The organism is Pantoea coffeiphila (genome assembly GCF_016909495.1).
GTDB lineage: Bacteria > Pseudomonadota > Gammaproteobacteria > Enterobacterales > Enterobacteriaceae > Erwinia > Erwinia coffeiphila.
In genome coordinates, this window is record NZ_JAFBFW010000003.1 from 327641 (window position 1) to 350080 (window position 22440).

Consider the following 22440-nt stretch of genomic DNA (forward strand, 5'->3'; position numbering starts at 1 on the left):
CTGCTGTTCCCCGTTATTGCAGCTTCAGCTGATAAATCGCAAAGCCCGTTTCATCCGTTGCCACCTGCTTCAGCGGATACTGGGCGTGAGTGCGAATAAACTCAGCGGCTTTCTCCCCCGGCGCGGTCTCAAAACGAATATCCAGCGGCGTATTGCTGACTATCGGCGCCAGTCGCCAGTTATTGTCTGCCTGCGGCTTCACCTCGCCATCGGCTTTGGTTTGTGCGCTGATGTAGGCGGCAAGCACTGAACGGTTCTCATCCGGTGAGGCAAACGCTATCTGCTTTTCACCCGTGCCGGCAAATTTCCCACCGTAAGCGCGATAGTTATTCGTGGCAACGAGGAAAGTTGCTTCTGGATCGATGGGCTTTCCGTTGAAGGTTAAATCACGAATACGCGAGCTTTCCGGATTGATCAGCTGGCATTCGCTGTCATAGCGTGCAGGTTGGGTGATATCGATCTGGTAGTTCACACCGTCAATCACATCGAAATTATAGGTACGGAAGTCCCAGTTAATCAGCGACTGCGGGCTGCTGTTATGAATATCAATCTGATTAAACTGCCCGGCGGAGCACTCCAGCCACTCTTTCACCTGGGCACCGCTGACCTTCATCACCACCAGCGTGTTGGGATAAAGATAGAGATCGGCGGCGTTACGGAACGTCAGCTGGCCTTTATCCACTTCTACATAGCTGGCGGGATCGTTTTTACGGCCTCCGGCCTTGAACGGCGCAGCGGCCGAGAGTACCGGTAGACGAGCAAGATCGGGATCGCCCTGGATAAAGCGCTCGGTATAGTCGCGCTGGGCATTATTAACGATCTGTACGGTCGGATCGTCCTGCACCAGCGACAGATAGCTGGCCATCACGTCGGCGGATTTGCCAATCGGCTGGCTGACAAACTCACGCGTACCGTTATGATCGTCGGCCAGCACTTTCACCAGCGCCGGATCTTCCGCCGCCAGCGACTTTTTCGCTGCCTTATCATAAACTGGCCGCGCTTCTGCTTTGGCGCCGATCACCTTCCAGCTGCCACTCTCGTTATTCAGCACCAGATCGACCACGCCGAGATGATCGCCCCACATCCCGGGCATCACTGCCGGAATGCCGTTGAGCGTCCCCTGCTTGATGTCAGCGCCCTTAATGGCGGCGAAGTCGGCGCTGGGGAATACGGCGTGCGCGTGGCCAAACATAATGGCATCAATGCCCGGAACCTGGCTGAGGTAGTACACGGAGTTTTCCGCCAGCGCGTGATACGGCTCGCTGGAAAGGCCGGAGTGCGGGATCGCCACAACGATATCGGCACCCTGAGCGCGCATCTCCGGCACCCATTTTTTCGCGGTGGCGGTGATGTCATCCACCGTGACCTTACCGCTGAGGTTCTTTTTGTCCCAGACCATAATCTGCGGTGGCACAAAACCGATATAGCCGACCTTCAGAGTATGTTCTTTACCTGTGCGATCGCGCACCTTCACCGGTTCAATCAGGAAAGGCGTAAATAGCGGCCTACCGCTGGCAACGTCAATAATATTGGCGTTAATGTAGGGGAAACGCGCGCCGGCGATCGCCTTTTGCAGATAGTCGAGGCCGTAATTAAACTCATGGTTACCCAGATTGCCGACGCTGTAGTTCAGGGTATTCATCGCTTTATAAACAGGATGAGTCTCTCCCTTATTCAGCCCCTTCGCCGCCATATAATCCCCCAGCGGGCTGCCCTGAATCACGTCACCGTTATCGACCAGTACGCTATTCGTAACCTGCTGGCGCGCTGCGGCGATCAGCGAAGCGGTGCGCACAAGGCCATATTTATCGGTGGGCTGATCTTTGTAGTAATCGAAGTCCATCATATTACTGTGCAGATCGGTGGTTTCCAGAATGCGAAAATCGACCGTGGCGGCCTGTAGTGTGCCGCTGACCAGCAGTGTGAGCAGCGTAATGCCAGGTTTAAACATGTTGTCTCCCTTTCTGATGCCTGACTGAATTTCGATAACCTTCGCAGAAAAATATGAAAATTTGTCGTTATGCTGCAAAAAAATGTGATCGAAAGCCGGTAATTAGCCGTAATTTTCCGCAAAAACCCGAACTGTGAGGATCGAATGGCACGATGGCAGAAAATAATCAGAACGGTGTCATCGTGGGGGGGGCTACGCTATGCTTTTGAAAATTAATGGCTAACCAGGTAAGCGGCGAACTGCTATTCTCAGTAGAGTGTTTTGGCGTTTGCTCGGTGTAGCAGGCCAATATGAATCCGATCGGGAGGTGGAAAGTGTTAGAACAAATTTGCCAGCTGGCACGTGAAGCGGGTGACGCCATTATGCAGGTGTATAACGCACCCACGCCGGTGGATGTGGCACGCAAATCCGATGATTCCCCGGTAACGGCGGCGGACATTGCGGCGCATAAAATTATTGTTGCCGGGCTGCAGGCGCTTTCCCCGCAGATCCCGGTGCTGTCAGAAGAAGATCCGGCTGACTGGCCGACCCGTCAGAGCTGGGAGAGCTACTGGCTGGTGGACCCGCTGGACGGAACGAAAGAGTTTATCAAGCGCAACGGTGAGTTTACCGTCAATATTGCGCTGATTGAGGGGGGGAAACCGGTTCTGGGCGTGGTGTATGCGCCGGTGCTGGACGTGATGTACTCCGCAGCGAACGGTAAGGCGTGGAAAGAAGAAGGCGGACAGAAAGCACAGATTCAGGTCCGTGAAGCCCATCCTCCGCTGGTGGTGATCAGCCGTTCACACGCGGCATCCGATCTGGAGCTGAAAGAATACCTCGATCAGATGGGTGAGCATCAGACTACGGCAATTGGTTCATCATTGAAGTTTTGCCTGGTTGCAGAAGGTAAAGCGCAGCTTTATCCGCGCTTCGGGCCGACCAACATCTGGGATACCGGTGCAGGACATGCTGTAGCCCTGGCGGCGGGCGCGCACGTTAACGACTGGCAGGGGAAAACGCTGGACTACACGCCGCGTGAATCCTTCCTCAATCCGGGGTTCCGCGTCTCAATCTTTTAATCGTTTCTGGTGCTACCGGATATTGACAGCAGCTACAGCGCAGCGATAAATGTCTGACGGTTGTTAGCCCGGCCTGAGGAGGCATTGCCCTTTCAGACCGGGATGTAATCTTTAGTTTAAAAGCTCCTGCAGTAGCGCCATGACCTGCTTAACCTCATCCTGTGTCAGCGCGCCATCCTTAACGAAGCGGACCTTGCCCTCTTTATCCAACACGGCAATCGCCGATCCACCGCTCTGTAGCTGCCATGCCTTCAGCACGCTGCCATTGCTGTCGATAATAAACTGCGACCATGGGAACTGCTTCTTATTGCTCTCAATGCTGCTGCGCACAAACATGCCGGTGCCAGGAATCGCATCATCGGTATTCACAATAGTGGTGGTTTGATAACGATCGTGCGGTAACTTCGCAGCTTTGATCGCCTCAACCAGCGCAGCATTTTGCTCTTTAGCGGACGAGCGACCGGCAATATGTTGGAGCACACGCACTTTTCCCACCAGCTGCGCGCTATTCCAGTTTTTATAGCTAAACTTATCTTGTTGATACATCAGCTCCCCTTTGTCGGCGATGCCGACAGGAGGAACGCGCTGGTTCTCAGCCAGATTATGCGCTCCAGCCATAAACGGCAGCAGCAGGCAGGTCAGCGCAAGGAAATGTCGAACTTTGATCATAATGGCTCCAACGGAATGTGATCGGACCAGTTGTTCACGCAGATGTAATAATAAGTGTGGATGATGCTGCTGTCGCATCGAAATAACATCTTTGCAACACACTGCACAAAACCCTGTGGATTGAAGGTTTATACTGTGACTTGTCGTTCAAATGACATAGTGCTCTGTAATGATGTGTAAACGTAGTAAAAAAATTGGGAATTAAGGACATAGAAAGCAATCAGTGTTCTATAGTCTAATCACTTTGCGCTTCACGGATTCGTCTCTGATTTGGTTACGGACGGAGCGTACGTTAAATATTCAGGAGTACAATCAACAATGAAAATATTCCAACGCTATAACCCACTTCAGGTTGCTAAGTACGTTAAGACTCTGTTTCGTGGCCGGTTGTATATTAAGGATGTTGGCGCGTTTGAGTTCGATAAAGGTAAGATTTTGCTGCCGCGCGTGAAGGATAAGCAGCATTTTAGTGTGATGTCTGAAGTGAACCGCCAGGTTTTGCGCCTCCAGTCAGAGTTTAACTGATGTAAGAGAAGGCGCCCTGTGGTGTGATGTTTGTCTGTCGAGAGTTTGAAGCCGCTATCTTGTTGAGAGGGCGGCTTTTTTGTTGGCTGGTGGCTGGTGGTTTCGGGGATCGGGGTTCAGCCTCTGCGGCTACCGGGCGGTCCTCGCGCCACGCTTTGCGTGGTGCCTTCGTTTACGGCTGCGGGCCTTGCGGATCGGCATGGAGCGGGCGTCCTGCCCGCGCCACGCCTGAGCCCCGCGTCCATGCGGGTCTCTCCGGTCCCGCCGCCTGCACCTCAGCGCTGTGGATTGCCCGGTAGCCGCAGAGGCTGAACCCCTTGCAGCAAAATCATCGCTTCCTGGAAGGGGCTAATCGGTATCTCCGGTCCCGCCGCCTGCACCTCATAGCTACGATTATCTCGGCCGTAGAGGCTGACTCGTTGCCAGAGATAAGACTCCTCAATCAGACGCGTTTTTCTTATATCTGGCATCGGGGTTAAAAAAATCAGGCCAACGGGAATAGCGATTTTAACGAAGCTAGCTGAGAGAAAGAAAGTGAACAGCACTTCGAACAATATTCAGAGTGCAATCCTTCGGATAAACAACAAATTGAGAAAGCGGGTTTTTCTAACCGTTGCTTCTAACAGGCATCACTAACTCTTAAAAGCGGACTGGTCGGGGGCGGCTACGGACAATCCGCAGTGCTGAACGCAGAGAGGAGGCCAGGATTCGCCAGCAGGACGCTGGCGAAAGGCTCGGTCGGGCCAGGGATGGACCGTCTGAGCCGGTCCGACAGGCTGACGAACGGAGTGAAGGCAACCGCGAAGCGGCGCGAGGACCGGCCCGTAGCCGCCCCCGGCCAGTCAGCGCTGGCACGATCTGCCAGAAGAATTGAACTGACGGACGGAGTGAGGGCAATCGCGAAGCGGCGCGAGGACCAGCCCGTAGCCGCCCCCGACCAGTCAGCGCTGTCACGGTTCAGTCAGAAAACCAGGCTGACACCCACCATTCAGCGCTGGCACGAACCGCCAGAACTAAAATTACTCTTCGGCACCCGCTTCAGGCGCGCGAGGCAATACCGGTGCCGCCGGGCGGGCATCCACACGGGTCACCAGCAGCTGATCGATACGGTAGCTATCGATATCCACCACCTCAAACTTATAGCCGTGGAACTTCACAAAATCGGTACGCTTCGGAATCTTACGCAGCATAAACATCATAAAGCCGCCAATCGTCTCGTAGTTACCGGACTGCGGGAACTCATCGATATCCAGCACGCGCATCACGTCATCAATCGGCGTACCGCCCTCAACCAGCCATGAATTCTCGTCGCGGGCCACAATCTGCTCTTCCATACCCTGGCCGACCAGATCGCCCATCAGCGTGGTCATCACGTCATTCAGCGTAATGATCCCCACCACCAGCGCATACTCGTTCATGATCACCGCAAAGTCTTCACCCGCGGCTTTAAAGCTCTCCAGCGCTTCAGACAGCGTCAGCGTATCCGGCACAATCAGCGCCGAACGGATCTGCACGCCGCTGTTCAGCGTCATACTCTGATTGCCCAATACGCGCAGCAGCAGCTCTTTGGAGTCAACATAGCCGACGATATGGTCGATATCTTCATTACACACCAGGAACTTGGAGTGCGGATGCTGGGCGATTTTCCCCTTGAGGCTGGCCTCATCCTCATGCAGATCGAACCAGACCACGTTTTCACGCGAGGTCATCGACGACGGCACGGTACGGGATTCCAGCTCAAACACGTTTTCAATCAGCTCGTGTTCCTGCTTGCGCAATACCCCGGCCAGCGCACCGGCTTCCACCACCGCGTAAATATCGTCAGAAGTGATGTCGTCTTTACGCACCAGCGGGATCTTAAACAGGCGGAAGATAATGTTGGCGCCGCCGTTAAAGAACCACACCAGCGGGCGGAACAGGAACAGGCAGAAACGCATCGGGTTGATGATTCTCAGCGCCACGCTTTCCGGTGCAATCATCCCCAGGCGTTTCGGGAACAGATCGGCAAACAGAATAAACAGGCTGGTCACCAGCGTGAAGGAGCAGATAAAACTGAGGCGCTCCGCCAGTTCCGGCTCCACCATCCGTTCAAACAACGAGCGGAAAGCCGGAGAGAAGGCCGCATCGCCGACGATACCACCGAGGATCGCCACGGCGTTCAGGCCAATCTGCACGACGGTAAAGAACATCCCCGGCGTTTCCTGCATTTTCAGCACGCGCTGGGCGTTGATGTTGCCTTCATCCGCCATGATTTTCAGTTTGATTTTACGGGCGGCTGCCAGAGAGATTTCTGAAAGGGAGAAGAATGAGCTGATCGCAATCAGCAGTAAAATGACAAGCAAGCTGTCTAACATACACTATCCATACAATGGCTCATCTCTTATGGCATTCAGTTTTATCACTGCGCGAATGAAGAGGGGCCGGGTTAATTACTTGTCATTTTTGGCCTGGGCAGCGCGCGGGATTCTGCATCATTCTACGTATTGAGCGTACAGGGCTATCCGTGCCAAAAATGTCTGCGCCAGTTCGGCAAAGTACGCCGGGGCAGAAGGGTTATCAGGTTGTGAAAAAGCCTGTGCAGCGATTATAGCTGCGCCGACGAGCGCTTACAATTCCGGCGGAGGGAGGATCGCCACTTTACGGCGGGTGTTTGATGGCAGATACCGTGAAAAGCAATCCGAACTGGAATCATTCCGTAAATACAGCGTTGAAACTTGTTTGATACGGAGAGCGCGTTAAACTCCATTAAGTCTATTGAATAATTACAGATTAAGCCCGGTGGATGGTGGGCTGGCAAAAAAACGGGAGTACGCGTGCCACGAATTCATGTCTATTGCATGTCTTGTTTGCTGATCGCCGCACCTGCCGCAGAGGCGGCGAATGTGCGTTTACAGGTGACAGGATTATCCGGGGAACTACAGAAGAACGTCAGGGCGCGTTTATCCACGATTACTAACGATGAAGTGACCTCCGACGGGCGCTTCCGTTCGCGCGTGAGCGTGGCGGTAAAAGAGGGCCTGAAGGCGCTGGGATATTATGAGCCGCAGATCGACTTTGAACTGCGCCCCGCTCCGGCAAAGGGCGGCCGACCGGTACTGCTGGCCAAGGTGACTCCTGGCGAGCCGGTTAAAATCGCCGGTGAAACCATTATCTTACGCGGCGGTGCGCGCACCGATAGCGACGTGCAGCAGCTGGTGCGTGACGGAAAGCCAAAGATTGGCAGCGTGTTGAATCACGGCCAGTACGACAAATTTAAAAGCTCTCTTTCAGGCCTGGCGCTGCGCAAAGGCTACTTTGATGGTGAATACCGCAAAAGCCAGCTCGGCGTATCGGTTGAGCGGCGCGAAGCCTTCTGGGATATCGACTACGATAGCGGCCAGCGCTATCGCTTCGGCCCGGTGACCTTTGAAGGCTCGCAGATTCGTGAAGAGTATCTGCAAAACCTGCTGCCGTTTAAGCAGGGTGATTACTACACCTCGCGCGATCTGGCCGAGCTGAACCGCCGCCTGTCCGCGACGGGCTGGTTTAACTCGGTGGTCGTGGCACCCGAGTTTGATAAAAGCCGCGAGAACAAAATTTTACCGTTGCACGGCGTTGTAACGCCGCGTACGGAAAACACCATTGAAACCGGCGTGGGCTACTCGACCGACGTGGGGCCGCGCGTTAAAGCAACCTGGAAAAAACCGTGGGTTAACTCCCGAGGGCACAGCTTCTCTACCAGTGCCAATGTTTCTGCACCCGAACAGCAGCTGGATTTCAGCTACAAGGTGCCTTTACTGAAAAGCCCGCTGGAGCAGTATTACCTGCTGCAGGGCGGTCTGAAACGCACCGATCTTAACGATACCAAAGCCGACTCCACCACCCTGGCCGCCTCACGCTACTGGGACAGTTCCAGCGGCTGGCAGCGGGCGATTAACCTGCGCTGGAGCCTCGATCACTTTACCCAGGGTAGCGTCACCAACACCACTATGCTGCTCTATCCGGGCGTTAGCGTTAACCGCACCCGTTCGCGCGGTGGCCTGATGCCGACGTGGGGTGACTCGCAGCGCTACTCGCTGGATGTATCCGATACCACCTGGGGATCGGACGTTGACTTCGCGGTGGTGCAGGCGCAAAACGTCTGGATTCGTACGCTGGAAGATAAACATCGCTTTGTGGTGCGCGGCAATCTCGGCTGGATTGAAACCAACGATTTCGAAAAAGTACCGCCCGATCTGCGCTTCTTCGCCGGTGGCGACCGCAGCATTCGTGGCTACAAGTACAAAGGCATTTCGCCGCGCGATGACGACGGCAAGCTGACCGGTGCCTCCAAGCTGGCGACCGGATCGCTGGAGTACCAGTACAACGTGACGGGCAAATGGTGGGGCGCGGTGTTTATCGATTCGGGTGAAGCCGTTAACGATATCAAACAGAGCAACTTTAAGACCGGCGCGGGCTTCGGCGTGCGCTGGCAGTCGCCGGTGGGGCCAATCAAGGTTGATATAGCCCGCCCAATCGGCGACCAGGACGATCGCGATATTCAGTTTTACATTGGACTGGGGCCTGAACTATGAAGTGGTGGAAAAAGGGCCTGATTGGCATAGTGATATTTATTGTGCTGCTGCTGGGTGGCATTGCGTTTCTGCTGGGTACCACCAGCGGACTGCATCTGGTGCTGAACTCCGCCGCTCGCTGGGTGCCGGGGCTGGAAATCCAGCAGGTCAACGGCGGCTGGCGAGATCTGACGTTGAAGGGCGTCAAATACGAGATGCCTGGCGTATCGGTTAACGCCGGAGAATTTCATCTGGCGCTGCGGCTGGGCTGCCTGAAGCAGAGCGCATTCTGCGTTAACGATCTGTCACTGAAGGACGTCTATGTAGCGGTGGACAGCAAACAGCTGGCCTCTGCTGAGAACCCACCGGTCGAGGACGAGTCCACAACCGGCGAAATCAGCACGCCGTACCCGCTGACGCTCAGCCGACTGGCGCTGCATAACATCAATGTGAAGATTGACGACACGGCGGTTTCACTGGCGGACTTTACCAGCGGCATGCACTGGGAAGGGCGCGGTATGACGCTGACGCCAACTCACATTCAGGGGCTGCTGATCGCCCTGCCGAAAGCCGCGAAAGTGGCCAATGAAGAAGTGGTTCAGCCGAAGATTCAGGACCCGCAGCCGGAAGAAAAACCGCTGGGGGAAACGCTGAAAGCGATGTTCGAGCAGCCGCTGCTGCCGAATCTGCCGGAGTTTACGCTGCCGCTGGATGTCAATGTGCAGCAGATCCTCGGTGAACAGCTGCGTCTGACCGGCGATACCGATATCACCGTCAATCGCCTGCTGGTGAAAGCCAAAACTGAGAATAATCATCTGGCGCTGCAAACGCTGGATGTCGACGCGGTTCAGGGGCAGCTCAACGCGCAGGGCGAAGCCACCCTGAGCGGCAGCTGGCCAATGAACTTCACCCTTAACGGCGAGATGAATATCGATCCGCTGAAGGGGGAAAAGATCAAAATGATCCTCGGCGGCGGTCTGCGTGAAACGCTGACTCTGGCGCTGAATCTTTCCGGCCCGGTGCGGGCACAGCTGGATGCCGACACCCGTCTTGCCGAAGCAGGCCTGCCGCTGAATATGACGCTGCAAAGCCCGCAGCTGCGCTGGCCGCTGGAGGGGGAAACGCAGTATGAAGCGGATAACTTTAACTTCAGCTTCAAGGGAAAAGCGACCGACTATGTGATGTCGCTGAAGGCGGCGCTACAGGGGCAGGGCGTACCGCCCGCCACGGTCACCCTGGACGGTAAAGGTAACGTTGAGCAGTTCGCTATCGAAAAACTGAGGCTGGCCGCACTGCAGGGCACCGCCGATCTGAAAGCGCTGGTGGACTGGAGCAAGGCGATCAGCTGGAACAGCGAGCTGACTCTGACCGGCATTAACACCGCTAAGCAGTACCCGGACTGGCCGGCGAAGCTGGACGGTAAAATCACCACCCGCGGCAGCCTGTACGGCGGCAGCTGGCAGATGCGCGTGCCGGAGCTGAAGCTACGTGGCAACGTGCGTAATAACGCCATCAGCGCCGACGGCACGCTGTACGGCAACAGCTACAACCAGTGGGATATTCCCGGCATCAAGCTGATTCTGGGGCGTAACAACGTCAATCTGAAAGGTTCGCTGGGCGAGAAGCTGAATCTGGATGCGGATATCGACGCCCAGCATCTGGATAATGCGTTGCCGGGCCTCGGCGGGGTGGCGAAAGGCACCATCCGCGCGCGCGGCGATCTGAAAACCCCGCAGCTGCTGGCCGACCTGACCGCCAGCGGACTGCGCTGGCAGGCGCTCAGCATTGGTCGCGTGCTGCTGAAAGGCGACGTCAGCTCCGGTGAGCAGATTCAGGGCAAGCTGAATCTGCGTGTCGATCAGGTGAAGCAGGATGCGTTGTCGATCTCGCAGCTGACGCTGGATGCCAGCGGCAGCGAGAAGCAGCACCAGCTGAAGCTGAATATGCAGGGCGAACCGGTGTCCGGCCAGCTGGCGCTGAACGGCAGCTTTGACCGCGCCACGCAGCGCTGGCAGGGCACGCTCAACAATACCCGCTTTGACACGCCGGTCGGTGAATGGCGCTTAACCCGTGCGATTGCCCTCGACTACCTCAATACGAAGCAGACCATCAGCATCGGGCCACACTGCTGGCAGAACCCGAACGCCGAGCTGTGCGTTCCGCAGACGGTGGAAGCCGGTCCGTCCGGCCGCGCGCGAGTGGTGTTGAACCGCTTTGATCTGGCGATGATCAAACCGTTTATGCCGGAAGAAACGCAGCTTAACGGTTCATTCAGCGGGGATGCCGACGTCAGCTGGACCGCCGACGGCGCACTGCCGACCGGGCGCATCTCGCTGAAAGGCAACGGCGTGAAAGTGGCGCAGGACGTGCAGGGGAACACGCTGCCGATCGCCTTCGATACGCTGAACCTGAACGCGGCGCTGAAAAATGGCCGCGCGCAGCTCGACTGGCTGATCCGCATTGCCAACAACGGCCAGCTGGACGGCAACGTGCAAATAGCCGATCCGCAGGGCCGCCGTACGCTCTCCGGCAACGTCAATATCACCAACCTGTCGCTGGCGATGCTCAATCCGGCGCTGATGCAGGGCGAGAAAGTCTCCGGCGTGCTGAACAGTAATCTGCGCCTGGGCGGTAATCTGCAAAAACCGCAGGTCTTCGGCCAGCTTGGCCTGCGGAATGTGGATGTGGAAGGCAGCTTTATGCCGGTGGATCTCACCACCGCGAACCTCTCGATGCTGTTTAACGGTATGAGCTCTACGCTGGAAGGGGTAATTCAGACCTCGCAGGGGCAGATTACGCTTAACGGTAACGCCGACTGGAGCCAGCTGAATGCCTGGCGGGCACGCGTCGCGGCCAAAGGCGATCGCGTGCGGGTGACCGTGCCGCCGATGGTGCGGATGGACGTTTCACCGGACCTGGTGTTTGAAGCCACGCCGGAGCTGTTCAATCTTGATGGCCGGGTGGATATCCCGTGGGCGCGTATCACGGTGCAGGAAGTGCCGGAAAGCGCGGTGGGCGTCTCGTCGGATGAAGTGCTGCTGGATAAAAACCTGCAGCCGATTGCGCCGAAATCGACCTCAATCCCGATCAACAGCAACCTGATTATCCACGTTGGTGATGATGTACGCCTCAGCGCCTTTGGCCTGAAGGCGAAGCTGAACGGCGATCTGAAACTGGTGCAGGATAAACGCGGGCTGGGGCTGAACGGCCAGATTAACATTCCGTCCGGGCGCTTCCACGCCTATGGCCAGGATTTGATCGTCCGTAAGGGCGAGCTGCAGTTTGCCGGTCCGCCGGACCAGCCGTATCTCAACATCGAAGCGATTCGTAACCCGGAAGCCACCGAAGATGACGTGACCGCAGGCGTGCGCGTCACCGGCCTGGCCGATGAGCCGAAGGCGGAAGTGTTCTCCGACCCGGCGATGTCGCAGCAGGAAGCGCTCTCCTACCTGCTTCGCGGGCAGGGTCTGCAAACCTCCGGCAGCGACAGCGACGCATTAACTTCCGCTCTGGTTGGATTGGGGGTTGCACAAAGTGGTCAAGTTGTGGGTAAAATCGGCGAGACCTTCGGTGTCAGCAACCTGGCGCTGGATACTGCAGGGGTTGGCGACAGCCAGCAGGTGCAGGTCAGCGGCTATGTGCTGCCGGGTCTACAGGTAAAATACGGTGTTGGCATATTTGATTCACTGGCGACGTTAACTCTGCGTTATCGCCTGATGCCCAAACTCTATTTGGAAGCAGTGTCTGGCATAGATCAGGCTCTGGATGTGCTTTATCAGTTTGAGTTCTAGCAATGCGAATAATTGTCTACGGCAGTCTGCGACGCAAGCAAGGTAACAGTCACTGGATGACGAACGGGCAGTGGTTGGGCGATCATCTGATCGACGGCTACGAGCTCTACAGCCTTGGTCATTACCCGGGCGTGGTCCCGGGTGAGGGGCAGGTCTATTGTGAAGTTTATCGGATCGATGCCTCAACCCTGGGGGAGCTGGATGCTCTGAGAGAAACCGGCGGGGAGTACAAGCGTGAGCTGCTACAAACCCCGTACGGCAGTGCGTGGCTGTACGTGTATCAGCGTTCCGTCTCAGGCAGAAAGCGCATCGTTAGCGGTGACTGGCTGCAAAGAGAGGCCGGTGAATAACCGCTCTTTCCTGAAAACAAAAACACCGCTCAGTGAGCGGTGTTTTTTTACTTTAAAGCGCGCAAAGATTACTTCTTAGCAGCACGCTCGAAAGAAGAGACGATCTCAGCTTTAGCGGCTTCAACGCCTTCCCAACCGTCAACCTTAACCCATTTGCCTTTTTCCAGCGCTTTATACTGCTCGAAGAAGTGGGTGATCTGGCCGCGCAGCAGCTCAGGCAGGTCGTTCACATCCTGGATGTGCTCGTATTCTTTGCTCAGCTTGCTGTGTGGTACTGCAACAACTTTGGCATCTTCACCAGACTCGTCGGTCATTTTCAGCACGCCAACCGGACGGCAGCGAATCACTGAACCAGGCTGCAGTGGGTACGGGGTCGGTACCAGCACGTCAACCGGGTCCCCATCCAGAGACAGGGTGTTGTTGATGTAGCCGTAGTTGCACGGATAGAACATTGCTGTCGCCATAAAGCGGTCAACGAACAGAGCGCCAGACTCTTTGTCTACTTCGTATTTGATCGGAGAGGCGTTAGCCGGGATCTCAATAACAACGTAGATATCGTCTGGCAGGTCTTTGCCCGCTGGTACATGGTTCAGGCTCATTCTGAGTTCCTTAAATCATATTAGGTTGAGTGCCGGCTATTATAGCCAGGTCAACTTTAAAGTCCTGCCCTTTTTCAGCGTTTAAGAATACGTCGGAGCGATAGCAGACTGTTCTGACCCGGCTAGCGGCTTATCTTCTGCTGTAAACGATTGAGCGCCTCGCGCTGGAACGCAATGAAGGCTTCACGCGGCTGCTGTAGTTTAATAAATTCCAGTAACGGATCGGTAACCTCGGTGCGGATACCGCTCAGCGTTTCCATCACTGCCAGCCCACAAAACGGCACATAGGCTTCGGCATAACCCCCTTCATGCACCATCACCAGCCTGCCGTCACAAAGGTGGTCTGCGGTTTCCATTATTCGCGCGGTCATTTCACGGAAGCTGTCGCTGTGCAGCTGCATGCGCGCGAGCGGGTCCAGCGCGTTGGCATCATAGCCGCAGGCGATAACAATCAGCTGCGGGCGGAATTGTTCCAGCTGCGGTATAACGATGCGATCCAGCGCATAGAGATAAGCGTCATGGCCACCACCGGCTTCCAGGGGAATATTCAGATTGTAACCGTAGCCTTCGCCCTCGCCGCGATCGTCCTCGCCGGAATAACCTGGAGGGAAGCAGCGATCCTGATGTAGCGAAATAGTCAGTACATCGCGGCGCTGACGGTAAATATATTGGGTGCCGTTACCGTGGTGCACGTCCCAGTCTATCACTGCCACCCGTTCCACATCGAAGCGGGCTTTCGCCTGTTCGATCGCAATCGGGATATTCGCCAGAAAGCAAAATCCCATTGCCTGGTCCGGCAAGCAGTGGTGTCCGGGCGGGCGCGAAAGTGCGTAGGCGTTATCCAGTTCGCCCTGCAACACGGCGGCTACCGCTGCGCTTGCCAGTCCGGCAGAAAGGCGTGCGATTTCGTAACTGCCGGGCCCCATTGGTGCATCCTCACCAAACATACCGCCACCGTTATCGCTGATTTGCTTAAAGCGCTGCAAATAGTGAGCCGGGTGAACCCGCAGCAGATCTTCTTCACTGGCAGGGCTGGCACTGCGCAAATGAAGCTGCGCTGAGAGGCCGGATACGTCCATCAGGTTCTTCATCCGCCGCTTGGTTTCGGCAGATTCTGCGTGGCCGCTGCCGCTGGGCGGCTGCACCCAGCCACCAATCGGTAAGATAGCGGCATGCAGCCCGGTGCTGTGCCAGAAACAACGTTCATCATGAAAAAAGCCGGTATTGCGCATGGTGTTTCTCTCCGCTGCGTCACTGGTCGGTTTTCTACTTTAGGTGAAGACAGGCGGGTTTATCTTCGTCCTTAAGGACGATGGAGCGTGCGTAAGAAACGATGAACACTGCTTTTTGGGCCTGGTGCTTGTCGGTTCAGGGCACCGCGACCCTATAAAAAACCATGGAGGTTATGATGAGCAATGAAGCAGTTTATATCCCGGTTGGCGAACTTGCGGACGGGTTTGCCAGGGAGAGTTATGTATTACCGGCGGTTGCGCCTCATAAATCGGCCCTGCTACTGCACTTCCCCGTCGGCGGCAAGTTAAGCTGTCGTTTTACCGGTGATGCCATGCTGGAGTGGAATCACCAGCCAGCGGTTCCATGCCGGATCACGGCCATTCGTGATGGTATTGAGTTTATCGATTTTGTCGATAACCAGCGCCGCAGCAGTACGCTGACGCTGATTTGCGATCATCATCGTGGCTGCTTTTCCCTTGTTTCTGGCCAGCTGCCCAGCGAGCAGCAAATTCGCCTGGCCGCCTTCAGCCGCATTGAACAGGGGCTGCCGCTGACCGGGGTTCGGGTTGAAATACGCTGCGGGCGGCTTGACGGCCCATGCAACCCCGATTCGCCGCTTCACGGCATCAGCCCGGATCTGATTGGCATGCGTAATCAGTACCGTTACAACCCGCATGAATGCTATGAGCATGTCTACCTCAATGCGAATAACTACGCCTGGCACTGCCTCGAGGGGGTTGAAAAAGGACTGGCGGATGTTGATCGCTGCCATACGATAAAAATCACCGAGCGGCTGTATCTGTTTATCTGGCAGGAAAAAATCGTGCCGACGCTTGGCGTCGTGCTGATCGACATGGCGCAGTTGCGGAGCGACGGAAAGATCCTCGGCTATCAGCAGCACAATTTGCGGGAAATCACTAACTTTGCGATGGGGGCGCAGGTATCGGTGCTGAACGTCACCCGGCATAGCGGATGAACAAAAGAACAGGGCGGTCGTATGACCGCCCTGATTAACCGTTAGTTATCCGGGAATTCACGCAGGAAACGTTCGGTATCATCCACCATATGGTCGTTGCCGACGAAGAACGGTGAACGCTGGTGCAGCGTTTCTGGAATCAGATCCAGAATGCGGTTTTTACCGTCGCTGGCCTTGCCGCCCGCCTGCTCGGCGAGGAAGGCCATCGGGTTGCACTCATACAGCAGGCGCAGTTTACCTTTCGGGTGGCTGGCCGTGCTTGGGTACAGATAAATTCCGCCTTTCAGCAGGTTGCGGTGGAAGTCCGCCACCAGAGAACCGATATAGCGCGAGGTGTAAGGACGATGGGTGTCCAGATCCTCTTCCTGACAGAACTTGAGGTACTTCTTCACGCCCTGCGGGAAACGAATGTAGTTACCTTCGTTAATGGAGTAGGTATAACCCTTCTCCGGGAAGGTCATCTTCTCGGCGCTGAGGCAGAATACGCCCAGTGACGGATCGTAGGTAAAGGCGTGAACGCCATAGCCAGTGGTGTACACCAGCATGGTGGACGAACCGTAAACCACATAGCCTGCTGCGACCTGCTGGCTACCCGGCTGCAGGAAGTCTTCTTCGGTTACCGGCGTACCCGGAGGGGTGATACGGCGGTAAATAGAGAAGATCGTTCCAACGGAAACGTTTACATCGATATTTGAAGAACCGTCGAGAGGGTCCATCAGGACCACGTACTTACCGTTTTCCACACCTTCAAAGATAACGATCTCGTCTTCTTCTTCAGATGCGATACCGGCAACGATACCCCTGGCCTTCAGCGCGGCTTTCAGTTTTTCGTTCGCGTACAGATCGAGCTTCATTTGTTGCTCGCCCTGCACATTTTCAGCGCCGCTTGCGCCAAGAATATCAACCAGGCCTGCTTTGTTGATATCGCGGTGGATGATTTTTGCGCCCAGCTTGATCGCGGAGATCAATGAGGTCAGTTCACCCGTTGCGTGCGGAAAGTCGTGTTGCTTCTCGACGATAAATTCGCCTAACGTTTTCATAACACAATCCCTGAATCTGCGGTTGAGTAGCAGCCTGTTTTACAAACTGCAACGTATGCGTACGCAGTTTAGCCGATTGAACGGTAAAGAACATAGGGTAAATCCGTTTCTTCCGCACGATGGGGGCGTTACACTGTGCGACGAACTAATAAGGAACAGACCTTCTATGCGTATTCACATTCTCGGTATCTGTGGCACCTTCATGGGCGGCCTGGCGATGCTGGCCCGTTCGCTGGGGCACGACGTCACCGGCTCTGATGCTAACGTCTATCCGCCAATGAGCACGCTGCTGGAGAAGCAGGGCATTGATTTAATTCAGGGTTATGATGCATCGCAGCTCGATCCGGCCCCGGATCTGGTGATCATCGGCAACGCAATGAGCCGGGGAAATCCCTGTGTTGAAGCGGTGCTGGAACGTAATATTCCGTACCTGTCCGGACCTCAGTGGCTGCATGATTTTGTGCTGCGTGACCGCTGGGTCATTGCGGTAGCAGGAACCCACGGAAAAACCACCACGGCGGGCATGACAGCGTGGATTTTACAGGCCTGCGGCTATGAACCGGGCTTTGTGATCGGTGGGGTGCCGGGCAATTTTGAGGTTTCGGCAAATTTAGGAAAAAGCCCATTTTTTGTTATTGAAGCGGACGAGTACGACTGTGCGTTTTTTGACAAGCGATCTAAATTTGTTCACTACTGCCCGCGCACGCTGATCCTCAACAACCTCGAATTCGATCACGCAGACATCTTTGACGATCTGCGGGCGATCCAAAAGCAGTTCCATCATCTGGTGCGCATCGTGCCGGGTCAGGGGAAAATCATCCTGCCGGAAAACGACGCGAACCTGAAGCAGGTGATGGCGATGGGCTGCTGGAGCGAGCAGGAGATCATCGGCGATAACGGCCACTGGCAGGTGAAAAAACTGACGCCGGACGCTTCCCACTGGGAAGTCTATCTGGACGGTGAACGCGTTGCTGAGGTGAACTGGTCGCTGGTGGGCGAGCACAACATGCATAACGGCATGATGGCAATTGCCGCCGCGCGACACGTCGGCGTGAAACCGGAAGATGCCGGCCGCGCGCTTAACGACTTTATCAACGCTCGTCGCCGCCTGGAACTGCGTGGTGAAAGCAACGGCGTTAAAGTCTATGACGATTTTGCCCATCACCCTACGGCGATCCTCGCTACGCTGGCGGCGCTGCGCAGCAAGGTCGGCGGTACCGCACGCATTCTCGCCGTGCTGGAGCCGCGCTCTAACACCATGAAAATGGGCATCAGCAAGGACGATCTGGCTCCGGCGCTGGGCCGCGCCGACGAAGTGTTCCTCTTCCAGCCGCACCACATTCCGTGGCAGGTAGTTGAAGTCGCCGAAGCCTGCGTGCAGCCTGCGCAGTGGAGCGCGGATGTCGATACGCTGGTTGAGATGATTGCCAAAAAAGCTCAGCCGGGCGACTACATCCTGGTCATGAGCAACGGCGGGTTTGGTGGCATTCACCAGAAGCTGCTGGATCGTCTGGCTAAAGTGGAAAAGTAACCCAGGGGGACGGTCGCATTGCGAAAGCAACGGGCCGGTGTCCGTAAATGCGTTCGTAACCCGTGTCTTATTAATCAGCGGGACACCGGTGCCTCTGAGTTAAATCGCGAAGCACGGCCTGAATGGGATTGATTGATCGGGGCGGAAAATGCAGTGCCCGGAGATATCAGGACAGGGTGCAAGAGTTGCAGCCCTGTCCAAACCGATTACGCTTCGGCCAGCTCGCGCAAATACTGGAAGATTTGACGATAGGCTTTAGGCGGCTTGTTATCCGCTTTCTCTTTCTGCGCGTTACGAATCATCGTGCGCAGCTGCTGGCGGTCTGCATCCGGGTACAGATTCAGCACATCCGGTACGGCATCATCGCCCAGTTCAACCAGACGATCGCGCAGCACTTCCAGTTTATGGAACAGCGCAACCTGCTGGTTGTGGCGATTTTTCAGCTTGTCCAGCGCGGTGCGGATCGGTTCTTCATCACGTGAGCGCAGCATCTTGCCGATCAGCTGCAGCTGACGGCGACGGCCCTCTTTTTTGATCTTCTGCGCCAGCTCGATCGCGGCACGCAGATCTTCATCCAGCGGGATACGGTCCAGGGAGTTTTTCCCCAGCTCTACCAGCTCGGCACCGAGGCGTTTCAGCTCTTCGGCGTCGCGTTTAATTTCACTTTTACTGACCCAGATAATCTCTTCGTCTTCTTCTTCTTCGTTATCGGGTACGTCATCGAGCCAGTCTTCGGGCTGCTTGGTCATGGTTAGGCTCCAGAAAAAGAGGCTAATGCTATCAGGAAACGCTGGCTACTGCGAAATTGTTCTCTGAGTCTGTTAGACTCAAATTAACCCTTATCACCCATGCGCGGTTTTGCAGGTGGTTTAAAGCTCAGGATATGAACGAGTTAGGCCACAGGGAAACCGCACTGTTAATTATACGGCAGGTCGATGAAATTACTCTCCCAAGTTGCAGAACAGCGAAAAATCCTGGAACAGGCGGTCGCGACGGCACTCGAGCTGGCAAAAGCCGGTTCTGATGGGGCGGAAGTCGCGGTAAGCAAAACTACCGGCATCAGCGTGAGCACGCGCTATGGTGAAGTGGAAAACGTTGAATTCAACAGCGACGGTGCGCTGGGCATTACCGTTTATCATCAGAATTGCAAAGGTAGCGCCTCATCGACCGACCTTAGCCCTGAAGCGATTAAACGCACCGTTCAGGCGGCGATCGATATCGCCCGTTACACTTCGGCGGACCCGTATGCGGGCGTTGCCGACCGCGATCTGCTGGCGTTTGAGGCGCCGGATCTGGATCTGTTCCACCCCGCCGAGATCGATGCGGATCGCGCTATCGAGCTGGCCGCGCGAGCGGAACAGGCTTCCCTGAACGTCGACAAACGTATTACCAATACCGAAGGCGGCAGCTTCAACAGCCACGTGGGCATCAAAGTCTTTGGCAACAGCCACGGCATGCTGCAGGGCTACTGCTCAAGCCGCCACTCCCTTTCCAGCTGCGTGATTGCAGAAGAGAACGGCGACATGGAGCGTGATTACGCTTACACCATCGGGCGGGCGATTACCGATCTGAGTTCACCGGAGTCCGTCGGTGAAGAGTGCGCCCGCCGTACGCTGTCGCGCCTGTCTCCACGCAAACTTTCCACCATGAAAGCGCCGGTGCTGTTCGCCGCCGAAGTGGCGACCGGCCTGTTTGGTCACCTGGTCGGGGCAATCAGCGGCGGCAGCGTCTACCGTAAATCGACCTTCCTGCTGGACTCGCTTGGCCAGCAGATCCTGCCGGACTGGCTGACGATCCAGGAACAGCCACATTTGCTGAAAGGGCTGGCCTCCACGCCGTTCGACAGCGAAGGTATTCGTACTCAGCAGCGCGACATCATCAAAGACGGCGTACTGCAAACCTGGCTGCTGACCAGTTACTCCGCGCGCAAACTGGGGCTGAAAAGCACCGGCCATGCGGGCGGTATTCACAACTGGCGTATTGCCGGGCAGGGCCACAATTTTGAGCAGATGTTGAAGCAGCTGGGCACCGGTCTGCTGGTAACCGAGCTGATGGGGCAGGCGGTGAGCGGCATCACCGGCGACTACTCGCGCGGTGCCTCGGGCTTCTGGGTTGAAAACGGCGTGATTCAGTATCCGGTCAGTGAAATTACCATCGCCGGTAATTTAAAAGATATGTGGCGCAATATGGTCAGCGTCGGTAGCGATATTGAAACCCGCAGCAATATTCAGTGCGGTTCCGTTTTGTTACCAGAAATGAATATTGCCGGACAATAATTTAACAATTTACGCGTAATATAGAAGGCGACTGCAAAGTCGCCTTTTTTTTGCAGCATGATACCCGTTTATAAAAATAGGATCTGATATGCGTAAATTATTGATTGCAATGTTGAGCTCTGCCCTGTTGTGCGCCGCCTCCCCGCTGCTGGCGCAGGATCTTGAAGGCGACATGGACGTTTTGAAAGGTGCCTTACGGACGGTACAGAAAACCGATGATAAGGCAGAGATGGTTCGCGCCTTAAGCGATATGCGCACCGCTGCCAGCGATGCGAAAACTCATACGCCGGACAAGCTGGAGGGCCAGCCCGCCGACAGCGCGCAGGTGAAGGACTATCATGCTGAACTGGATAAGCTGATTGGCCAGATTGACGATAGCCTGAAGCTGGCGAATGCCGGTGATTTAGCCGGAGCAAAGGAACAGGCGAAGCAATTTGCCGCAACTCGTGACGAAGGCCATAAGAAATTTCGCTAATCGCTGGCGTTATTCACCATCATAAATAAAGACAGGGCCCCGCAGTGGGCCCTTTTTCCGCCATAAGTTTTTCTTCTTCTTCCATTAAAGTCTTCTCACGAACGTGTCGCTTTTATTCCTGTAACGCATGGATTGCGCAGCGGATTACTGATAATGCGCCGTAATTTTCATAGTTAAATTAAAAATGCACGAATTAACGTTTTTGCGAGCCGGATCGCTCTTGTTGGCATTATTTCCGTTTCGAAGTGGAAAAAGTCGTTCTCCACAGAAAAGCGCTCCGGCGGTACTTTATTCGCATCAGCAAAAAGGTTTCTGGTATTAGCCGAAACGTAACACAGGGGGATCGATGTGAGTAATGGAACGTTGTCGGCCACAGAACGCAGCGACGAAATTCAGGCTTTGGCAGAGCAGGTGATGGCGCAAATTGCCGGACTGTTTGCAGAACGAGCCATTGTGCCTAACGCGGTTCAGCAACAGATGCTGACTTCGCACGTTAAGGCGATGGCACTGCGATCGCTCACCGGCGAACCGCTGCCGGAGGTGGAGGCAGAACTGTTTGAAGATATTTCAGCAGCGTCGATGACGTTGGCGCAGCAGGTGGTGGATCTGTTTGGCAACCTGCCCAAAGAGGAAGCCTGGCTCCTCTCCGTACATTTTGAAGTGGCGAAAGAAAACGCCTGATTAGCCCGGTTAGCTTGTCATTTTGGGGTTGGGAAACTGACAGCACCACCGAGGTTACGCGTAGTAACTCATTCAATTTAAGGAACACAGCATGTCTCAAATTATTGTAGTGATCGGCGATCGTTTAGGTAAAGGCCAGAAAGTTGCTGCGGGCGTCGAGAAAGCTGGCGGTAAAGCCATTGTGGTACCGGGCGTAGCGGCAGATATGAAGCTGGGCGATGTGATGAAAGCGGAAAATGCCACCTTCGGCATCTCGTTCTGCGGCAGCGGCGGTGCCGGTGCGATCACCGCGCAGACCAAGTATGGCTATAAAGCGAAATACGGCATGCGTTCCGTCGATGAGGGCGTTACCGCCATCAACGAGGGGGCGAACGTGCTGGGCTTCGGCTTTATGGATAAAGAAGAGCTGGGCGAGCGTCTGGTTCTGGCCTGGCAGAAGAAGCACGGCTGATGAAAGAGCAATTCACCACGACGGTGACCGTCAGCGGTAAAGGCGACAGCAAGGGCAAAGCCTTTGCTGATGCCCTCAGCCGGGTACAAAACACGGTACTGAAATCCACCAGCAAAATCCTGCTGCGCATTGAACCGGTTGATGTTCAGGTGCTGCGGGCCACGCAGAGCGTTAAAACCGAGAAGTTTTTGTTCTTCTTCCTCGCGCGCGAACGACGGCTGTACAGCGTGGATCTGGCGATTACCGTCAATGTCTCGGTGGTTGATGCCGAGCAGGTGGATTTCTCCTCGAAAAGCTAA

20 protein-coding genes are annotated in these 22440 nt (G+C 55.5%); 12 read left to right on the forward strand and 8 right to left on the reverse strand.

Annotation, left to right across the window (positions count from 1 at the left end; translation table 11 throughout):
- Window positions 1–13: 13 nt before the first annotated feature.
- The gene (locus JOE09_RS11245) at window positions 14–1951 is read right to left on the reverse strand and encodes a bifunctional 2',3'-cyclic-nucleotide 2'-phosphodiesterase/3'-nucleotidase (RefSeq protein WP_205065833.1); all 1938 of its coding nucleotides are present in this window, start codon (window positions 1949–1951) and stop codon (window positions 14–16) included.
- A 314-nt stretch (window positions 1952–2265) separates the two neighbouring features.
- Between JOE09_RS11245 and cysQ the strand changes: the two genes are divergently transcribed.
- Window positions 2266–3012: a 3'(2'),5'-bisphosphate nucleotidase CysQ gene (gene cysQ, locus JOE09_RS11250; protein ID WP_205065834.1), complete on the forward strand. Its 747-nt coding sequence runs from the start codon at window positions 2266–2268 to the stop codon at window positions 3010–3012.
- 111 nt (window positions 3013–3123) lie between these two features.
- On the opposite strand, the gene JOE09_RS11255 is transcribed toward cysQ, so the two are convergent.
- Window positions 3124–3681: a YtfJ family protein gene (locus JOE09_RS11255; RefSeq protein ID WP_239553038.1), complete on the reverse strand. Its 558-nt coding sequence runs from the start codon at window positions 3679–3681 to the stop codon at window positions 3124–3126.
- Between the two features lie 318 nt (window positions 3682–3999).
- Between JOE09_RS11255 and JOE09_RS11260 the strand changes: the two genes are divergently transcribed.
- Window positions 4000–4206, forward strand: a complete 207-nt coding sequence (locus JOE09_RS11260; protein WP_105592072.1) for a DUF1107 domain-containing protein — start codon at window positions 4000–4002, stop codon at window positions 4204–4206.
- A 275-nt stretch (window positions 4207–4481) separates the two neighbouring features.
- On the opposite strand, the gene JOE09_RS11265 is transcribed toward JOE09_RS11260, so the two are convergent.
- Window positions 4482–4760: a hypothetical protein gene (locus JOE09_RS11265; RefSeq protein WP_205065835.1), complete on the reverse strand. Its 279-nt coding sequence runs from the start codon at window positions 4758–4760 to the stop codon at window positions 4482–4484.
- Between the two features lie 465 nt (window positions 4761–5225).
- The gene (gene paeA, locus JOE09_RS11270) at window positions 5226–6560 is read right to left on the reverse strand and encodes a polyamine export protein PaeA (RefSeq protein ID WP_200543382.1); all 1335 of its coding nucleotides are present in this window, start codon (window positions 6558–6560) and stop codon (window positions 5226–5228) included.
- Window positions 6561–7019: 459 nt separating this feature from the next.
- On the opposite strand from paeA, the gene tamA reads away from it, so the two are divergent.
- Genes tamA through JOE09_RS11285 form a run of 3 tightly spaced genes read left to right on the forward strand, consistent with a single transcriptional unit; the run spans window position 7020 to window position 12879 of the window.
- Window positions 7020–8759, forward strand: a complete 1740-nt coding sequence (tamA, locus tag JOE09_RS11275) for an autotransporter assembly complex protein TamA (RefSeq protein ID WP_420830632.1) — start codon at window positions 7020–7022, stop codon at window positions 8757–8759.
- Window positions 8756–12529: an autotransporter assembly complex protein TamB gene (gene tamB / locus JOE09_RS11280; protein WP_205065837.1), complete on the forward strand. Its 3774-nt coding sequence runs from the start codon at window positions 8756–8758 to the stop codon at window positions 12527–12529. Before tamA ends, tamB begins: the two co-directional genes overlap by 4 nt.
- Before the next feature lie 2 nt (window positions 12530–12531).
- Entirely contained in the window at window positions 12532–12879 is a 348-nt protein-coding gene (locus JOE09_RS11285; RefSeq protein WP_105592068.1) for a gamma-glutamylcyclotransferase family protein, read from the forward strand.
- Window positions 12880–12947: 68 nt separating this feature from the next.
- Here the strand turns inward: JOE09_RS11285 and ppa are convergent, their stop codons facing one another.
- Both ppa and JOE09_RS11295 read right to left on the reverse strand, forming a co-directional pair.
- Window positions 12948–13478 carry an inorganic diphosphatase gene (ppa, locus tag JOE09_RS11290; RefSeq protein WP_105592067.1) on the reverse strand — a complete coding sequence of 177 codons (531 nt, stop codon included), beginning with the start codon at window positions 13476–13478 and terminating at the stop codon, window positions 12948–12950.
- Between the two features lie 122 nt (window positions 13479–13600).
- On the reverse strand, window positions 13601–14710 hold the full coding sequence (locus JOE09_RS11295; RefSeq protein ID WP_205065838.1) for a class II histone deacetylase: 1110 nt from the start codon (window positions 14708–14710) through the stop codon (window positions 13601–13603).
- A 176-nt stretch (window positions 14711–14886) separates the two neighbouring features.
- Here JOE09_RS11295 and JOE09_RS11300 point away from each other — a divergent pair, with 176 nt between their 5' ends.
- A complete protein-coding gene (locus JOE09_RS11300; protein WP_205066141.1) occupies window positions 14887–15687 on the forward strand; it encodes a MoaF C-terminal domain-containing protein in 801 nt (266 codons plus the stop codon).
- Window positions 15688–15728: 41 nt separating this feature from the next.
- On the opposite strand, the gene fbp is transcribed toward JOE09_RS11300, so the two are convergent.
- On the reverse strand, window positions 15729–16727 hold the full coding sequence (gene fbp / locus JOE09_RS11305; RefSeq protein WP_205065839.1) for a class 1 fructose-bisphosphatase: 999 nt from the start codon (window positions 16725–16727) through the stop codon (window positions 15729–15731).
- Window positions 16728–16893: 166 nt separating this feature from the next.
- On the opposite strand from fbp, the gene mpl reads away from it, so the two are divergent.
- The gene (mpl, locus tag JOE09_RS11310) at window positions 16894–18258 is read left to right on the forward strand and encodes a UDP-N-acetylmuramate:L-alanyl-gamma-D-glutamyl-meso-diaminopimelate ligase (protein ID WP_105592063.1); all 1365 of its coding nucleotides are present in this window, start codon (window positions 16894–16896) and stop codon (window positions 18256–18258) included.
- Between the two features lie 206 nt (window positions 18259–18464).
- Here the strand turns inward: mpl and yjgA are convergent, their stop codons facing one another.
- Entirely contained in the window at window positions 18465–19007 is a 543-nt protein-coding gene (yjgA, locus tag JOE09_RS11315) for a ribosome biogenesis factor YjgA (RefSeq protein WP_105592062.1), read from the reverse strand.
- A gap of 186 nt (window positions 19008–19193) precedes the next feature.
- On the opposite strand from yjgA, the gene pmbA reads away from it, so the two are divergent.
- From pmbA to JOE09_RS11340, 5 genes are all read left to right on the forward strand, one after another.
- The gene (pmbA, locus tag JOE09_RS11320) at window positions 19194–20534 is read left to right on the forward strand and encodes a metalloprotease PmbA (RefSeq protein WP_200543396.1); all 1341 of its coding nucleotides are present in this window, start codon (window positions 19194–19196) and stop codon (window positions 20532–20534) included.
- A gap of 88 nt (window positions 20535–20622) precedes the next feature.
- Complete coding sequence (gene cybC / locus JOE09_RS11325) at window positions 20623–21009, forward strand: cytochrome b562 (protein WP_205065840.1); 387 nt, start codon at window positions 20623–20625, stop codon at window positions 21007–21009.
- A 348-nt stretch (window positions 21010–21357) separates the two neighbouring features.
- A complete protein-coding gene (locus tag JOE09_RS11330; protein WP_338049336.1) occupies window positions 21358–21690 on the forward strand; it encodes a glycine dehydrogenase in 333 nt (110 codons plus the stop codon).
- A gap of 91 nt (window positions 21691–21781) precedes the next feature.
- On the forward strand, window positions 21782–22141 hold the full coding sequence (locus JOE09_RS11335) for an SFCGS family glycine-rich protein (RefSeq protein WP_200543400.1): 360 nt from the start codon (window positions 21782–21784) through the stop codon (window positions 22139–22141).
- On the forward strand, window positions 22141–22440 hold the full coding sequence (locus tag JOE09_RS11340; RefSeq protein ID WP_205065841.1) for a DUF4312 family protein: 300 nt from the start codon (window positions 22141–22143) through the stop codon (window positions 22438–22440). The genes JOE09_RS11335 and JOE09_RS11340 overlap by 1 nt, the downstream gene beginning before the upstream one ends.

Excerpts from the sequence above, each read along its gene's own strand:
- JOE09_RS11245 (WP_205065833.1), bottom strand. The coding sequence starts at position 1,951 with ATGTTTAAACCTGGCATTACGCTGCTCACACTGCTGGTCAGCGGCACA.
- JOE09_RS11255 (WP_239553038.1), bottom strand. The coding sequence starts at position 3,681 with ATGATCAAAGTTCGACATTTCCTTGCGCTGACCTGCCTGCTGCTGCCG.
- JOE09_RS11260 (WP_105592072.1), top strand. The coding sequence starts at position 4,000 with ATGAAAATATTCCAACGCTATAACCCACTTCAGGTTGCTAAGTACGTT.
- paeA (WP_200543382.1), bottom strand. The coding sequence starts at position 6,560 with ATGTTAGACAGCTTGCTTGTCATTTTACTGCTGATTGCGATCAGCTCA.
- tamB (WP_205065837.1), top strand. The coding sequence starts at position 8,756 with ATGAAGTGGTGGAAAAAGGGCCTGATTGGCATAGTGATATTTATTGTG.
- JOE09_RS11285 (WP_105592068.1), top strand. The coding sequence starts at position 12,532 with ATGCGAATAATTGTCTACGGCAGTCTGCGACGCAAGCAAGGTAACAGT.
- ppa (WP_105592067.1), bottom strand. The coding sequence starts at position 13,478 with ATGAGCCTGAACCATGTACCAGCGGGCAAAGACCTGCCAGACGATATC.
- JOE09_RS11295 (WP_205065838.1), bottom strand. The coding sequence starts at position 14,710 with ATGCGCAATACCGGCTTTTTTCATGATGAACGTTGTTTCTGGCACAGC.
- JOE09_RS11300 (WP_205066141.1), top strand. The coding sequence starts at position 14,887 with ATGAGCAATGAAGCAGTTTATATCCCGGTTGGCGAACTTGCGGACGGG.
- fbp (WP_205065839.1), bottom strand. The coding sequence starts at position 16,727 with ATGAAAACGTTAGGCGAATTTATCGTCGAGAAGCAACACGACTTTCCG.
- mpl (WP_105592063.1), top strand. The coding sequence starts at position 16,894 with ATGCGTATTCACATTCTCGGTATCTGTGGCACCTTCATGGGCGGCCTG.
- yjgA (WP_105592062.1), bottom strand. The coding sequence starts at position 19,007 with ATGACCAAGCAGCCCGAAGACTGGCTCGATGACGTACCCGATAACGAA.
- pmbA (WP_200543396.1), top strand. The coding sequence starts at position 19,194 with ATGAAATTACTCTCCCAAGTTGCAGAACAGCGAAAAATCCTGGAACAG.
- cybC (WP_205065840.1), top strand. The coding sequence starts at position 20,623 with ATGCGTAAATTATTGATTGCAATGTTGAGCTCTGCCCTGTTGTGCGCC.
- JOE09_RS11335 (WP_200543400.1), top strand. The coding sequence starts at position 21,782 with ATGTCTCAAATTATTGTAGTGATCGGCGATCGTTTAGGTAAAGGCCAG.
- JOE09_RS11340 (WP_205065841.1), top strand. The coding sequence starts at position 22,141 with ATGAAAGAGCAATTCACCACGACGGTGACCGTCAGCGGTAAAGGCGAC.